Below are 14,623 nucleotides of genomic sequence, written 5' to 3' on the forward strand. Positions count from 1 at the left end.
TATTTTCCGGCAATGGAGATATAGCGCGGAGCCTATTGTCCGAAAGCCGTTGAGCGGCGTCGGCGACCCGGCCTCAATCTCCTTCTGCGGGAGGATCGGGCTGACCTATGTCTCCTGCTCGCCCTACCGCGTGCCGATCGCCCGCCTCGCCGCCGCTCAGGCCGCGCTGAACAGCGACACGGTCAAGCGCGACTGAGCCGCTTCGGGTAGCTGAAACGATTTCGGCCCTCTTCCCGCAGGAAGGGGGCCGTTTCGTTTTAGGGGCGGAGGTGGGTGGGTGGAACATCGTGGAACAGGTTTCGGCGGAGTGTTCACTGTTCCATCCGGGGCGCCCGGCCCGGCTTGCGGGAGTCGGATGGAACGTTTGGAACAGGTTGGAACGGTTTTCCGGGGGCTGCTCACTGTTCCATCCGGTGGGGCAGGTGCGCGGGAGGACGGGCGTAAGGGGGCGTGGCACCGTTGGCGATGCATGCAGGACACTCCTCGGGCGGTTGAGGCTTATAGTCCTATCATGAATGGCGGTTGGCGGTAAGGGGGGCGTGGAAAAGGCGTGGCTGATGTGTGGTCTACTGCGGCGATGGGGCTGGTTGTTCGTCGGGTGTGCCCCAACTGTCGAGCCAGTCGGCGACATCCCGCAGGGGAATCGTTTGGCCCGCGGCTACTTGGGATCGCGCTTCAGCGATGGCGCGTGTCAGTGCAACGTCATCGGTCGGTTCGAACGCGGTCGTGGAATCGGCCATGGGGCACCTCCGTCACCGAACATATGTGGCGAGCGTGGGCTGGTCCAGACAAGGCAGCTGTAGGGCGACCGAGGATAGGAGTTTGAGCCTCCAGGAAAATCGGGAGCAGCTTCGGCAGGATGTGCGGAGGTGGCGGATTGTTATTATCTGGGTATGCGGTACCCTCCGCTAACCCGCGAACATCGAAGATGTTACCTTGCAGAGAGGCACAACTCAGGATAATGGTATTATACGAGCCGTGCGTTAAATGAGGGTCTCCATGGGTGTCGTGCAGCTTCGCCAGATTCGGAATCATCTCCTTGAACGGTACGTCCCGTACATCGATATTTCAGATTATGAGAAGCGCTCCCAAGCAGATCAAGAGAATGCAAAATTAACGCGCGCTCTTTCTGCTTTTGCCATAGCTAATGAAGCAGATCTATCCCCAGAAGTTGCCTGTACATCTGTTGTGGATGGGTACAATGATAATGGCATTGACGCAATATACTATTCAGCCGGTGAAAAAGTATTGTATTTGTGTCAGTCAAAGTGGTCGAATGATGGAAGTGGTTCTCTTGATGAAGCTGGTGCACTGAAGTTCGTTAAGGGGGTTCTTGCTCTTCTTACCCCAAAATTTGAAGATTTTAATGATAAGATTCGGAGGCGGCAAGCAGAGCTAGACGCGGCAATCAATAATGCATCTAGAATTGTTCTTATTTCTGCCCACTCCGGAAGTGACCGCCTAGGGGATCATGCGAATAGGGTGTTGAGTGACTGTCTCAGTAGCTTGAATGATACTGGAGAAGTAGCCGTCCTTTTGTCTCTCCATCAGGAAAATCTCTACACTATGGTTGCTGAGGGCGGCCGTGGTGAACCAGTCAACTTGGCTGTACAGCTATTCGACTGGGGGGCAACAAAGAACCCATATCAGGCTTTTTATGGGCAAGTTGCTGCAAGTGATGTTGCTGAATGGGGAGTCAAGCATAGGCATCGTATATTCTTCAAAAACATTAGAACATTTCTAGGGGCGAGCACCGCAGTTAATGAGGGAATTGCTGATTCAATTAAAAAAAGCCCGCAAAATTTTTGGTACCTTAACAATGGGATAACCGCCCTCTGTAGTAAAATTCAGAAGAGAGCTGTTGGTGGAAATACTAGGGATGCAGGCACTTTTGACTGTGAGGATGTGGCTATTGTAAATGGCGCGCAGACTGTGGGTGTTATCACCGAGTTGTCCAATATAAGTCCAGAACAGTTAGCTCAGGCGCGTGTTCCAATTCGGCTGATTTCTTTAGAGAACTGCCCAGAGGAATTCGCGATGGAGGTCACGCGGGCAACCAATACACAGAACCGAGTCGATTCTCGGAATTTTGTTGCGCTCGATCCTCACCAGGACCGTATACGTGCTGAATTGCTCGTAGATGGTATCGAATACGAATACCGGCAAGGCGAAGGTGAACCCACTGGCGACAGACGATTTGGTTTGGTTGATGCTACTGTTGCTCTAGCATGCTCTCGACCTGAGGTGGATCTGGCTGTTCAAGCGAAGCGCGAAATCAGCAAGCTGTGGGAAGATATGGATCGCCCCCCTTACAGAACGATGTTCAATAAGGGACTTAGAGTGCGTAACAAAACCGGCCAGGAACGGTTGGTAGGGGCATGGCAGCCCCTCTTGTTTCCGACGCCTTGTGGGCGATCATCGAACCGCTGATCCCGCCGGAGCCGCCCAAGCCAAAAGGCGGACGGCCCCGGTTGGACGATCGTGCGGCGCTGACCGGCATCCTATTCGTGCTGCGCACGGGTATTCCTTGGGAGCTTCTGCCGGTGGAGATGGGCTGCGGCTCGGGGATGACCTGCTGGCGGCGTCTGCACGAGTGGCATCGGGCTGGCGTGTGGGAACGGCTGCATCGTGTGCTGCTCGACCGGCTCGGCTATGCCAACGCCATCAACTGGGATCGTGCAGCGGTGGACAGCGCCAGCGTCCCGGCAAAAAGGGGGGTGAGGAGACCGGCCCGAACCCGACGGATCGCGGCAAGCCGGGCTCCAAGCGCCACATCCTCGTCGATGCTAACGGCATCCCGCTCGCCCTGAGGATCTCGCCAGCCAACCGGCACGACAGCAAGCTGCTGGAGGCGCTGGTCGATGCCGTGCCGGCGATCCGCCAGTGTGCGGGCCGGCCCCGGCGCCGCCCGGCCAAGCTGCACGCCGACAAGGGCTACGACTTTGCACACTGCCGGCAGGCGCTGCGCCAACGAGCGATCATTCCGCGGATCGCCCGGCGTGGCGTCGAGAGCAGCGAGCGTCTTGGCCGACACCGATGGGTGGTCGAGCGTACGCTCGCTTGGTTCGCCCGCTTCCGCCGCATCGCCGTCCGCTACGAACGGCGCGCCGACATCTTCACTGCCTTTCACCATATCGCGGCCAGCCTCATCTGCTGGCGCTTCGTCCAGAGATGGTTCTGTTAGGCGCTCTAAATCTGATGGAGGGAAAATCTTTCCGACAGAAAGGCAAGTTCAACAGCGCCCGTGCCTTCGCATTCGCTCCTTCTGCTGACTGCTACACCTATATGTCATCAGTCAGCAGCATTTAAAAAATGGGTGACTTAAATCCTCTTTCTATTGTTTTGCATGGTGAAATTCAAGAGATAAACAATATGCGGATACTCTGGGCTGGGACGTGCAGGCGAGAGGAAATAAAGAAGAATTTGGCTACTGGCAATTTGCGGCCGCTGCCATCGGCACCACCCGGCAAGTTCCTCGCACCAGATCGACGTCAATCTCCGCTGCAACCAGTTCCGGCCGGATGCTTATGCCGTCGCGGACCAGTCGCACCAGACCGTGCTTCGCCAAGTCTTGCAGAGCGCGCGAGACGTTGGGCTGGGCGCGGTTGGCGAGTTGGGCGAGGCGGGAGACCGCCTCCGGGCGTTCGGTGGCGATCAGGTGCATCAACGCCCGGTTGGTCGGGGTCAGCACGCCGAGAAGGCCGGAGACCGACTCGCCATCCGTCACGGACTGCACCGGGGGAACCGGGCGGGTGCCCTGGGCGACCGCCAGCATCTCGTCGCGCAAATCATGCAAGGTCCGCATGGTCGGACTCCGTGTGTCGTCGGCGTGGTTCTCGGTGAGGCGCATCTAATATGCGCTTGGCGAGGGGATGCGGCTACCGCATTTGCGTTCGGTTTCGGCTGGGGACGTGCAGGGGCAATGCGGTTCGGGAGTCTTGGGGTGCCCCTCACCCTCCCCACGCCTTCGGCGCGGGTCCCCGCCCTCTCCTGGGGCGGGAGAGGGTGATTATCGCCACGGGTGACGGAGTTGGGGGGTGGTCGGGCGTGCTGTCGCGCGCCGCCAAGGGGCATGCTGCCCCTTCGCAATCCCCTGGCAAAGGCTGGCGCCTTTGCGGCCCCCTCACCCTGACCCTCTCCCCAGGGGGGAGAGGGAAAGTTTGCGGAGGGGAGGGGCGGGGGCCTGCCGTTACCGCCCCCTCGGCTTCGCCCTGGCGGTCGGCTCGGCTTCCAGCGGGTTGTCGGGCCAGTGGTGTTTCGGGTACTGGCCCTTCAAATCCGCCTTCACCGCCTTGTAAGCGTTGGCCCAGAAGCTCGCGAGGTCGCGGGTGACCTGGACCGGGCGGCGGGCGGGGGACAGCAGGTGCAGCAGAAGCGGGACCCGGCCGCCGGCGATGCGCGGGGTCTGGGCCAAGCCGAACATCTCCTGCAGGCGGACCGCCAGCACCGGCTCCTCGCCGTCATAGTCGATGGGGATGCGGGAGCCGCTCGGCACCTCGACATGGGTCGGGGCCTCGGCGTCCAAGCGGGTCCGCAACTCCCAGGGCAGCAGGGCGCGCAAGGCGCTCGACAGGTCGATGCGTTCCAGATGGGCGCGGCGCGACACGCCGTCGAGGAAGGGGGCCAGCCACTCCTCCAGACCGTCCATCAGGGCCGCGTCGGACAGGTCGGGCCAGTCGTATACGTCGCCCTCCCGCGCGCGCAGGAACATCACGCGGGTGCGCCATTTGCGCAGCTCGTCGGTCCAGGGCAGGCAGGCGGGGCCGAGGGCGCGGATGCCCTCGATCATCGCGGCGGTCATGGCGTCGGCCGGCGGCTTGGCCAGCTTCTCGTCCTTCAGGATCAGGGCGAACAGCATGCGCCGCCGCCGCGCCAGCACCATCTGCTCGCGCGCGTCCCAGGCGACGATGGTCTCGCTGCGGATGTCGTCGGCGAAGCTCTCCTCCAGATCGGCCAGCGTGACCGGGGCGGCCAGGAAGATGCGCGATTCGCGGGCGGCGCCGTCGAGGTCGGCAATGGCGAGCCACTCCTCGGCCGACAGCGGCTCGGCATCCTGGAAATAGGCGCCGCGCCCGCCCGACAGGCGATACTGCGCCGCCACGCCGCCGGGCTGGCTCCCGGGGCGGCGCTGGCCGATGCGGTCGGGATAGGCGAGCGCCACCAGAATGCCAACGGCGTTCGAGTCCATCGCGTCGTCGTCGCGCACGCCGAGCTGCCGCCGCCACTGCCGCGCCTGCTTCACCGCCTGCTGCGCCCCGCCGCGGTCGACGCTGAGGCCGCGCGCCGCACCCTGGCCGCCACGCTCCTCGCCGCGCAGCAGATCGACGCGCAGGCGCAGGTCGGCGTCACGGAAACCGGGCTGGCTGCGGACGATGTCGCGCTCGCCCAGCAGAGCCGCGACCAGACAGGCGAGCGCGCCCTGACCCATCGCCTTGCCGGCCAGCATCATGTGGGCCAGACGCGGATGCACGCCGAAGCCGGCCATGCGGCGGCCGTGCGGGGTGATCGCGCCGGCCCGGTCGAGCGCGCCGAGGCCGGTCAGCAGCTCGCGCGCCTGGGCCATCGCCGCGGCGGGCGGCTGGTCGAGCCAGGACAGGCTGGCGGGGTCGGACACTCCCCACACCGCAAGCTCCAGCGCCAGCGGGGCGAGGTCGGCGTCCTGGATTTCCGGTGTGGTGAAGGGGGCCAGCGCCTTGTGCGTCGCCTCCGGCCACAGGCGGTAACAGACGCCGGGTTCCAGACGGCCGGCACGGCCGCGGCGCTGCTCGGCCGAGGCCTGGCTGACCTTCACCGTCGCCAGCCGGGTCATGCCGCCGCGCGGGTCGAAGCGCGGAACCCGCATCAGACCGCTGTCCACCACGATGCGGATGCCCTCGATGGTCAGGCTGGTCTCGGCGATGGAGGTCGCCAGCACGATCTTGCGCTGGCCGGGCGGGGTGGGGGCGATGGCGCGGTCCTGCGCCTCGGCCGACAGGTCGCCATAGAGCGGGGCGAGGATGGTGTTGGGGCCGAGGTCGGACTGGTCGAGCAGGGACTGGACACGGCGGATCTCGCCGACGCCGGGCAGGAAGACCAGGGCGTTGCCGGACTCCTCGCGGAGGGCGCGGCGGACGGCGGCGGCGACGGCGTCCTCGATGCGGGTGCCTTGGCCGGGGGCGTCGAGATGGCGGGTCTCGACCGGATAGGCGCGGCCCTCGCTGGTCACCATCGCGGCGGGGCCTTGCGTGTCGGCCAGCAGGGCGGCGACCGGGGCGGCGTCCAGCGTCGCCGACATCACGACAAGGCGCAGGTCGTCGCGCAGCGCGCCGCGCGCCTCCTGCACCAGGGCAAGGGCGAGGTCGCTGTCGATGCCGCGCTCGTGGAACTCGTCGAACAGGACGGCGCCGACGGCGGGAAGCTCCGGGTCCTCTTGCAGTTGGCGCAGGAACAGGCCGTCGGTCACCACCTCGATCCGCGTCTTCGGGCCGACCTTCGTGTCGAGGCGGACGCGGTAGCCGACGGTCTCGCCCACCGCCTCCCCCAACATCGACGCCATCCGGCGGGCGGCGGCGCGGGCGGCGAGGCGCCGCGGCTCCAGCACCAGGATCTTGCGGCCCTTCAGCCAACCGGCGTCGAGCAGGGCCAGCGGCACCCGCGTGGTCTTGCCGGCGCCGGGCGGGGCCTGGAGAACGGCGGTGCCGCGGCGGTCCAGCGCCTGCAACAGGTCGGGGAGGACGGGGTCGATGGGGAGGGCGGGGAAGGCGGGCTTGCTCATGAAGGGGAGTCTGCTGCCGCGAACCGGGGCGAAAGGCAACGGTTTTCGAGAGATCGGGCTTTTCCAAAGCTGGGGCTTTGCGGGAGGCGGACGGGGCGGCGCGCGCCAAAAGGTCGCAAGGGGCGAGGGAGGGGCGAGGGTGCGCGACCGATGACCGCAAAATCTGTATGGTTTTGGGGTCGTCGGGTTTATTCGCTCGTCAAAGGGATCCATGACCGATATCCACGATGCCGCTCTGTTCCTCGCCCACGCCTGCGCGCTGGAGGAGGACGCCGCCAACGGCTTCGCCGACCTGTCGGAAGCGATGAAGACCTATGGCAACCAGGAGGTCGCGGCCTTCTTCGGCCAGATGGCGAAATTCTCGCGCATGCATCTGGCCGAGGCGCGGGAACGGTCGGGCTTCCGCCAGATCCCGGACCTGAAGCCGGAAGACTTCCAGTGGCCGGACGGCGACAGCCCGGAAGCGGCCTCCATGGAAGGCTCGCATTATCTGATGACGGTGGAATACGCGCTGGAACTGGCGCTGGAGAGCGAGCGGCGCGGACAGGCCTTCTACGCCGAGGTGGCGAAGACCACCACCGATTCGGAAGTCCGCATGATGGCCGAGGAGTTCGCCGCCGAAGAGGCCGAGCATGTCGCCCAGCTGGAACTGTGGGCCAAGCGCTATCCGGCGCCGCAGAAGTAGGTCCCCTGCCGCCCCCCTGACCCTCCCCCGCTTGCGCAGGGGAGGGAAGGCAGGCGGACGCCGGGGCAGTCGCTTACTTCGACAGGGTGGACCAGTCGATCTCGTACACCTTGTCGACCGGCTTGTAGGTCTTGAAGGCGGCGATCACGTCGTCGACGCTGACGTCGCCCGGCACGTTCTGGATTTCATAAACGACCGAGCTGCCGCTGGTCGGGCCGACGTCGGCGTTGCGGTGTGCCTGCGAGACCAGCCCTTCGCCGGCCTTCTTGATCATGATGGAAGCCATGCATCCGTCTCCTGTTGCGACTCGCCCGACCACAAAACCATAAACAAAAAGCGGTTTAATCGGAAGGCGGAAAGATCGCGGATGCTGCGGTGCGGCATCAAGGCGCCGCGGTGTCAGGGAAGTGATGCCGCTTCCGTCACCTTCGCGTTGTGGAGAGCATCGCTGCCGGTGCCGCCGGGCATGCGGTCGGGCTCGGCGCCGGCAACCGCCCCGGCGATGCCGCCGGTCAGCCAGGCCGAGAAGGCGTTGCGGCCGACGGCGCCGGCCTCGCGATCGGCGCAGGCGGCGTCCATCCCATCCTCCCGCCCGTCGTTCCGCCCGACGGCGTAGTTCCACAGCGGCAAGGCGGCGGCGGGTTTGGCGGCGGGGTCGGCGGCGGGTTCGGCGGCCGACGCGGTGGCGATCAGGCCGGTGGAGCGCGGGGCGGGACGGCTGTTCACCTCGATCAGGGCGACGCGGATGCCGGCGGCCCAGGCGCGGTCGATGAAGGCGCGCAACTGCCGTGCCGTGGCGGAACTGCCGGTGACGGCGTCGGGCGTGCCGCCGGTCAGCCAGGCCGACGGGATAGGGCCGCAGTCGCGCCGGTATTGCAGCGCCACCTGATCCTGGACATGGGTCTGGCCGCGGTAGAGGCGCATCAACCCGTGGCCATAGCGCTCCAACTCGTCGAGCGGGCCGCGGCTGGCGGTCAGCAGGCCGCGGTCGAGCAGGATCAGCGTCGGCTTCACCGCGATCAGCCGGTCGAGCAGCGGCTCGAAATCGGCGAACTGGGCCTGCCGGTGGACGATGCGCAGGAATTCCAGGTTCGGCACGCCATGCTCGGCGGCAAGCTCCGCCATGCCGCGCTCGTCGAGGGTGGCGTCGCGGAGCGCGGTGTCGCCCAGCGCCACCACCGACACCGAATCGGGGGTCCGCGCCGCCCGGTTGGCCAGCGCATCGATGCGGTTCAGGTTGTACCAGGCGAAGGGCTGGTCATAGAGCAGGGTGCCGACCCACAGAACCGCCAGCACCGCCAATCCCCCCAAGGCCAGCGGCGCCAGCAGAAGCCCGGCGCCCAGCGTCCGCCACCGGCTCGGGCCGCGGCGCGGTTCGGTGACGGCGCTTTCGGCTGTCGCCTGATTGGTTGTGGATTGGGTGGCTTGCGGTTCCGGATCGGACATCGGTGGACTCCACGGCGGTCATGACACGGTGTTCGGGGCACTGCGATCATGCGGCGGGCGCTCTTAGCGGGCACCCGCATCGGCGGCTCGGTGCGTCGGGTGAGCGGCCGGCCTCTTCCACAACGCGTGGGGGGAGGAGAATCGACATGTGGGAATTGGGGGTATCCCCAAGGGGCCGGAACACCCCTGCGGCAGGGTCGCGGTTTGCCGAACGCACCAATCCTGTGTAGGATCCGGGCCCGACAGGACAGCCTGACAGCAGGATTGGCGATGAGCACCGAAATCCGCACCTTCACCATTCCCGACGCCAACGCCGAGGAGGCGCAGACGCAACTCTCCGCCTTCCTGCGGACGGTGGAGGTCCAGCGCATAGATACGGCCTATGCCGACGGCGCGTGGCGCGTGCTGGTGCTGTTCGCCGATCTCCGCCGCAAGGAGGAGTCGCAGCAGATCGAGGCGGCCATCGCCGCCGCGCTGCACGGCTGGCGCGACAAGGCCGCGGTCCAGGCCGGGGTGACGCGCGACGCCGTGCTGTCGGACGAACTGGTATCGGAAATCGCCCGCTTCGCCCCGACGACGGAGCATGAGCTGTCGATCATCATGAACGCCCGCGGCCTGGGCGCCGGGCCCCATGGCGGGGAGATCGTGCAGGTGGTGCGCTCCACGCTGGACGTGCTGATCGACGATTGATCGGCGGGTCAGGCCCCCGGCGGTCTATCCGCCTCGGTCGGAAGTGACACATCCAAAGGCTGTGTCCTCACTGACGTAAGCGTCAGTTGGTCCCGATGCCCTGCCATGCCAGGATCGCTCATTCGCGATGCAATCAGCGGGTGAGGCGATTGTGGCTTCTAATCATCCTTCGAAGGCTCGTGCCGTAGCGGACGCGGCGCGGGGCGAGTCGCCCGACCGCCGGAATTCCGACCACCGGAAGCCCGATTACAGGAAGCCCGACTACAGGAAAATCGCGCATGAGCTGGCGCAGTTGGGCCAGGAAGCGGCCAACCGTGCCCATGCGACCGGCAACGGCCGTTACGCCCGGCTGGCCCATACCCTGACCAGCCGCGCCGGCGAGATCCTGAACGATCTGGACCGCGGCGGAAAGGCGTGAGGGCAGGGGCCGGGGGGAGGTTGGGGGAAAAGAAAACGGCGCCCGGATGGGGCGCCGTTCTCCTTTGTGGCAACTGATCGATGTTGCCCCAACCCTGACCCTGACCCTCCCCTGCGATCGGACCGGCCCATGGCTGGCCGAGAGCGGGGGAGGGAGAGTTCGCGGGATGTGCCTCAGACCACCTTGGCCTGGTGCATGGCCGCGATCTGGTCCTTGCTGTAGCCGAGCTGAGCCAGCACCTCGTCGGTGTGCTCGCCGAGCAGCGGGGAGCCGGTGACCTCGACCGTCATGTCGGAGAACTTGATCGGGCTGCCGACCGTCAGGTACTTGCCGCGCACCTTGTGGTCGACCTCAACAACCGTGCCGCTGGCACGCAGCGACGGGTCGTTGGCGATCTCCTTCATCGACAGCACCGGCGCGCACGGGATGTCATACTTGCGCAGGATGTCGACGGCCTCGAACTTGGTCTTGTCCTTCAGCCAATCCTCGATGATCGCGAAGATGTCGAAGATCTTGTCCTGACGAGCCTCGGCGGTGTTGTAGGCCGGGTCGTCGATCCACTCCTCGCGGCCCAGCGCCTTGCAGATCGGCGCCCAGGCATGGCCCTGGATGGTGAAGTAGATGTAGGCGTTGGGATCGGTCTCCCAGCCCTTGCACTTCAGCACCCAGCCCGGCTGGCCGCCGCCGCCGGCATTGCCGCCGCGCGGAACCACGTCGGTGAACTTGCCGTGCGGGTACTGCGGGTACTCCTCGAGGTAGCCGACGCGATCCAGGCGCTGCTGGTCGCGCAGCTTGACGCGGCAGAGGTTCAGCACGCTGTCCTGCATCGACACCGCGACCTTCTGGCCCTTGCCGGTCTTGGTGCGGGCCATCAGGGCGGTGAGGATGCCGATGGCGAGATGCATGCCGGTGTTGCTGTCGCCGAGGGCGGCGGCGGACACGGTCGGCGGGCCGTCCCAGAAACCGGTGGTGGAGGCCGCACCGCCGGCGCACTGGGCGACGTTCTCATAGACCTTCAGGTCCTGGTAATGGTGGCCGTCGCTGAAGCCCTTGACCGAAGCGACGATCATGCCGGGGTTCAGTTCCTTGATGCGCTCCCAGCTGAAGCCCATGCGGTCGAGAGCGCCTGGGCCGAAGTTCTCCACCAGGACGTCGGATTCCTTGATCAGACGCTCCAGGACTTCCTTGCCCTCGGCGGTCTTGGTGTCCAGGGTGAGGGAGCGCTTGTTGCTGTTCAGCATGGTGAAATAGAGCGCGTCGGCGCCCGGGATGTCGCGCAGCTGGCTGCGGGTGACATCGCCGGCACCCGGACGTTCGACCTTGATCACGTCCGCGCCGTACCAGGCCAGAAGCTGCGTGCAGGCGGGGCCGGCCTGCACATGGGTGAAGTCGATGATCTTAATGCCTTCAAGCGGCTTGGTCATGACTGCAACACTCCCTTTATTCGCGTTGTTACCGTTTGTCCCGAGGACGTGCTTCTGCTTGCGCTGCTGTCCGGCCGGCCGACGCCCGAAGAATGGAGGCGCCAAGGCCGATGGCCGGCCGGTGTTCGATGTCCGCCGAAATCCGATGAGCCGGAATCCGGCGGATCTGTGAGGGGGGCTGGAAAGGAGGACCGGATCAGCCGGCTGTGGTTGCGGCCGCTTCGAGTTCCGCAAGGCGGCGGCGCAGCTTCCGCTCTTCGGTCCAGCGGTCGGTTTCGTCCCGCACCACGGCGACGATGCCGGTCGCCGCACCGTGGGTCCCGCGCAACAGCGCGACGGTGAAGGCGATCGACAGGCTGTGCCCGTCCTTGTGGACCGCCGGGACCCGCAGAAGATCGTGCCCGTAGCGGGTTTCGCCCGTGGCCATGGTCTTCTCGTAGCCGTCCCAGTGGCGTTGCCGCTGGCGTTCCGGAATGATGATGTCGAGCGACTTGCCCATCGCCTCGTCGGGGGTGAAGCCGAACATCCGCTCCGCCGCCGCATTCCATAGGGTGATGGCTCCAGCCGGATCGGACACGATGACCGCATCCCCGATCACCGACACCAGCTGCTCGCAATCAACAACCGCGGGAGAACCCGCTGCTGCCGTCTGTTCCATGTCGATCTCCTTGGCGCTCGCCCCCTCTTGGATTGGGCGCCGGGGGAGCCGGTGCGTCATGGCCCGAAAGCCGTGCCGCACTGACATTATCGATACGGTATACCAGATGCCACGACTTTGCAAGAAGATTTGAGCGCGACGCGAACTGTTGCTTGCGCAAACTTTCGAGGTGGCAGGGGCCGAACGAAAACGCCCCGCAGCCGGGGAGGGCTACGGGGCGGATTGCGGGGGCGGGCAGGGCGGGAGGAGCGAGGAGGGTGTTACCTTCCCTTGGGAGCGGGAGCGGTGCGCAAGGCATCGTCGAAGTTCTGCCGGCCGTAGCTGCTCTTCTTCAGAACATCGATCATGACGTCCATTGAGTGGGCCTTCAGCAGCGGAGCGCCGCTGACCTGGATGACCTTGCCGACAGCCTGGGAGGATTTGCTGACCGGATCCCACTTCATGTTGAAGTTGAGGATGTTGCTTTCGACCCTGTCCATTCCGCTGCTGTGCACCCGGACATAGGGGCCGTGGATTATGCCGCCGCGCACCATCTTGGAAACGGTCGGGGCGTTGAAGGCGCAACAGGGGAACCCCGTTTCCACCGCGACGATGGTGGCGATGGCGCCACCCAGGGAATGGCCGCACAGGATCGGCTGGCCGCCCCCGAAAAGGACCTGGGCTTGCTCCAGCAGGAGTTTCGCGAAGCGGATGCCGGTCGGCAGCCTTTCTATGGCGTAGAGGCCAACATCCGTTTTGAGGTTCGACTTGCCGACCATCTGGCCGGATTTGCCGTCATCCACCGCCGTCCCGCGATAGGCGACGATGTATTGTTTGGATTTCTCGGACCGGTAGACCGCGCCGAAGAAGCCGTCATCGATGCTCTCCATCGCATGGACGACGGCGAAGTCGGTCGGCATCCTGCTCAACGCACCGGCCTTTTCAGAGGCCGCCTTGTCGTTTCCACGGCCCTTGTAGAAGTTGTAGACGGTGTTCGCAGCAACGGCGAGATCGAGGATTTTGACCGACATCATGACGCTCTGCATCGATTGCGGGGAGTTGAGACAAACTCACCGTCGGCAAGGTGTCAACGCACCGGTGCGATTGTTATCAAGGGTTGAACTTATGTTTCGGTTGTATCGAAGCGTTTTGTGCTGTCCGAGGTCGGCGGGCCGGCAAAAGAAAAGGGCGCCTTGCGGCGCCCCCTCAGGGGTCCGGGAACCTTGGCTCCCGGACGGATGGGTCCAGGGGAGGGGTTCGCCCTCCCCCGGCCGCTTTGATCAGACATCCAGCAGCAGGCGGCGCGGATCCTCGATCAGCTCCTTGATGCGGACGAGGAAGGTGACCGCTTCCTTGCCGTCGATGATGCGGTGGTCGTAGGACAGCGCCAGATACATCATCGGGCGGACCTCGATCTTGCCGCCGACGACGACCGCGCGGTCCATCGTCTTGTGCATGCCGAGGATGGCCGATTGCGGCGGGTTGATGATCGGGGTCGACATCAGCGAGCCGTAGACGCCGCCGTTGGAGATGGTGAAGGTGCCGCCGGTCAGCTCGTCCATCGACAGCTTGCCGTCGCGGCCCTTCTTGCCGAGAGCGGCGATGGTGCCCTCGACGCCGGCGAAGTCCAGCTGGTCGGCGTTGCGGACGACCGGAACCACCAGACCCTGCGGCGTGCCGACGGCGACGCCGATGTCATAGTAGTTCTTGTAGACGATGTCGGTGCCGTCGATCTCGGCGTTGACGGCCGGGATCTCCTTCAGGGCCTGGACGGCGGCCTTGACGAAGAAGGACATGAAGCCGAGCCGCACCTTGTGGCGCTTCTCGAAATAATCCTTGTATTCGGCGCGCAGGGCGATCGCCGCCGACATGTCCACCTCGTTGAAGGTGGTCAGCATGGCGGCGGTGTTCTGGGCCTCCTTCAGACGCTCGGCGATGCGCTGGCGCAGGCGGGTCATGCGGACGCGCTCTTCCTGCGCGGCGCGCGGGCGGTCGCCCTGGGTGCCGGCGGCCCACACCATCTTCGGCGCCGGAGCCGGGGCCGGAGCGGCCGGCTTGGCGGCCGGGGCGGCGAGCACGTCGCCCTTGGTGATGCGGCCGTCCTTGCCCGAACCGGCGATGGAGGACGTGTCCACGCCCTTCTCGTCGGCCAGCTTGCGGGCGGCCGGGCCGGAAGCGGCGATGTTGCCCGGCGCGGCGGCGGCGGCGGCCGGGGCCGGGGCGGCAGCGGCGGGAGCCGGCGCAGCGGCCGGAGCGGCGGCCGGAGCGCCGGCAGCCGGGGCGGCACCGGCGCTGGCGCCCTCGTTGATGACGGCCAGCAGGGCGCCGACCTCGACGTTCGCGCCTTCCGGAGCGACGATTTCCGCCAGGACGCCGGCGGCGGACGCGTTCACCTCAAGCGTGACCTTGTCGGTCTCCAGCTCGACCAGCGCCTCGTCCATGGCGACGGCCTCGCCGGCCTTCTTCAGCCAGCGGGCGACCGTCGCCTCGGAGACGGACTCACCCAGCGTGGGGACCTTGATGTCGGTAGCCATTGTTATCCTCGTTCGTCTTCTTGTTCGCTTGGGTG

General features: G+C 65.5%; 15 protein-coding genes. 6 read left to right on the forward strand and 9 right to left on the reverse strand.

All coding sequences use genetic code 11. The annotated features are described in order from the left end of the window. Positions 1-49: 49 nt before the first annotated feature. On the forward strand, positions 50-196 hold the full coding sequence (locus tag DM194_RS27950) for a putative PEP-binding protein (protein WP_162629935.1): 147 nt from the start codon (positions 50-52) through the stop codon (positions 194-196). Positions 197-566: 370 nt separating this feature from the next. Here DM194_RS27950 and DM194_RS00500 read toward each other — a convergent pair whose 3' ends face one another. Then, on the reverse strand, positions 567-740 hold the full coding sequence (locus DM194_RS00500) for an antitoxin (protein ID WP_111065452.1): 174 nt from the start codon (positions 738-740) through the stop codon (positions 567-569). A gap of 259 nt (positions 741-999) precedes the next feature. Between DM194_RS00500 and DM194_RS00505 the strand changes: the two genes are divergently transcribed. Continuing rightward, positions 1,000-2,430 carry an AIPR family protein gene (locus DM194_RS00505; protein WP_162629941.1) on the forward strand — a complete coding sequence of 477 codons (1,431 nt, stop codon included), beginning with the start codon at positions 1,000-1,002 and terminating at the stop codon, positions 2,428-2,430. Then, a protein-coding gene (locus DM194_RS00510) for an IS5-like element ISAzba7 family transposase (RefSeq protein ID WP_111065387.1) occupies positions 2,379-3,184 on the forward strand; the annotation gives its coding sequence in 2 pieces (ribosomal slippage) (positions 2,379-2,706 and positions 2,706-3,184; 807 coding nt in all). The genes DM194_RS00505 and DM194_RS00510 overlap by 52 nt, the downstream gene beginning before the upstream one ends. 243 nt (positions 3,185-3,427) lie before the next feature. Here DM194_RS00510 and DM194_RS00515 read toward each other — a convergent pair. Beyond that, positions 3,428-3,805: an HVO_A0114 family putative DNA-binding protein gene (locus tag DM194_RS00515; protein WP_111065454.1), complete on the reverse strand. Its 378-nt coding sequence runs from the start codon at positions 3,803-3,805 to the stop codon at positions 3,428-3,430. 384 nt (positions 3,806-4,189) lie between these two features. Further along, positions 4,190-6,754, reverse strand: a complete 2,565-nt coding sequence (gene hrpB / locus DM194_RS00520; protein WP_111065455.1) for an ATP-dependent helicase HrpB — start codon at positions 6,752-6,754, stop codon at positions 4,190-4,192. Between the two features lie 211 nt (positions 6,755-6,965). On the opposite strand from hrpB, the gene DM194_RS00525 reads away from it, so the two are divergent. Further along, positions 6,966-7,439 (forward strand): ferritin-like domain-containing protein, encoded by a 474-nt coding sequence (locus DM194_RS00525; RefSeq protein WP_111065456.1) that lies wholly within the window; start codon positions 6,966-6,968, stop codon positions 7,437-7,439. 73 nt (positions 7,440-7,512) lie between these two features. On the opposite strand, the gene DM194_RS00530 is transcribed toward DM194_RS00525, so the two are convergent. Next, positions 7,513-7,725 carry a hypothetical protein gene (locus DM194_RS00530; protein ID WP_111065457.1) on the reverse strand — a complete coding sequence of 71 codons (213 nt, stop codon included), beginning with the start codon at positions 7,723-7,725 and terminating at the stop codon, positions 7,513-7,515. A gap of 113 nt (positions 7,726-7,838) precedes the next feature. Beyond that, the gene (locus DM194_RS00535) at positions 7,839-8,885 is read right to left on the reverse strand and encodes a hypothetical protein (protein WP_111065458.1); all 1,047 of its coding nucleotides are present in this window, start codon (positions 8,883-8,885) and stop codon (positions 7,839-7,841) included. Between the two features lie 270 nt (positions 8,886-9,155). Here DM194_RS00535 and DM194_RS00540 point away from each other — a divergent pair, with 270 nt between their 5' ends. Further along, positions 9,156-9,575 carry an HRDC domain-containing protein gene (locus tag DM194_RS00540; protein ID WP_111065459.1) on the forward strand — a complete coding sequence of 140 codons (420 nt, stop codon included), beginning with the start codon at positions 9,156-9,158 and terminating at the stop codon, positions 9,573-9,575. Between the two features lie 292 nt (positions 9,576-9,867). After that, positions 9,868-9,993, forward strand: a complete 126-nt coding sequence (locus DM194_RS28910) for a hypothetical protein (RefSeq protein ID WP_281280295.1) — start codon at positions 9,868-9,870, stop codon at positions 9,991-9,993. Positions 9,994-10,166: 173 nt separating this feature from the next. On the opposite strand, the gene frc is transcribed toward DM194_RS28910, so the two are convergent. From frc to odhB, 4 genes are all read right to left on the reverse strand, one after another. Further along, positions 10,167-11,417 (reverse strand): formyl-CoA transferase, encoded by a 1,251-nt coding sequence (gene frc, locus DM194_RS00550; protein WP_111065461.1) that lies wholly within the window; start codon positions 11,415-11,417, stop codon positions 10,167-10,169. A gap of 196 nt (positions 11,418-11,613) precedes the next feature. After that, a complete protein-coding gene (locus tag DM194_RS00555; protein ID WP_111065462.1) occupies positions 11,614-12,075 on the reverse strand; it encodes a PAS domain-containing protein in 462 nt (153 codons plus the stop codon). A gap of 260 nt (positions 12,076-12,335) precedes the next feature. Beyond that, on the reverse strand, positions 12,336-13,088 hold the full coding sequence (locus tag DM194_RS00560) for a Tle-like phospholipase domain-containing protein (RefSeq protein ID WP_111065463.1): 753 nt from the start codon (positions 13,086-13,088) through the stop codon (positions 12,336-12,338). A gap of 246 nt (positions 13,089-13,334) precedes the next feature. Further along, the gene (gene odhB / locus DM194_RS00565) at positions 13,335-14,588 is read right to left on the reverse strand and encodes a 2-oxoglutarate dehydrogenase complex dihydrolipoyllysine-residue succinyltransferase (RefSeq protein ID WP_111065464.1); all 1,254 of its coding nucleotides are present in this window, start codon (positions 14,586-14,588) and stop codon (positions 13,335-13,337) included. Between the last annotated feature and the right edge of the window lie 35 nt (positions 14,589-14,623).

This window comes from Azospirillum ramasamyi, from assembly GCF_003233655.1.
In the GTDB taxonomy this organism is placed as follows: domain Bacteria; phylum Pseudomonadota; class Alphaproteobacteria; order Azospirillales; family Azospirillaceae; genus Azospirillum; species Azospirillum ramasamyi.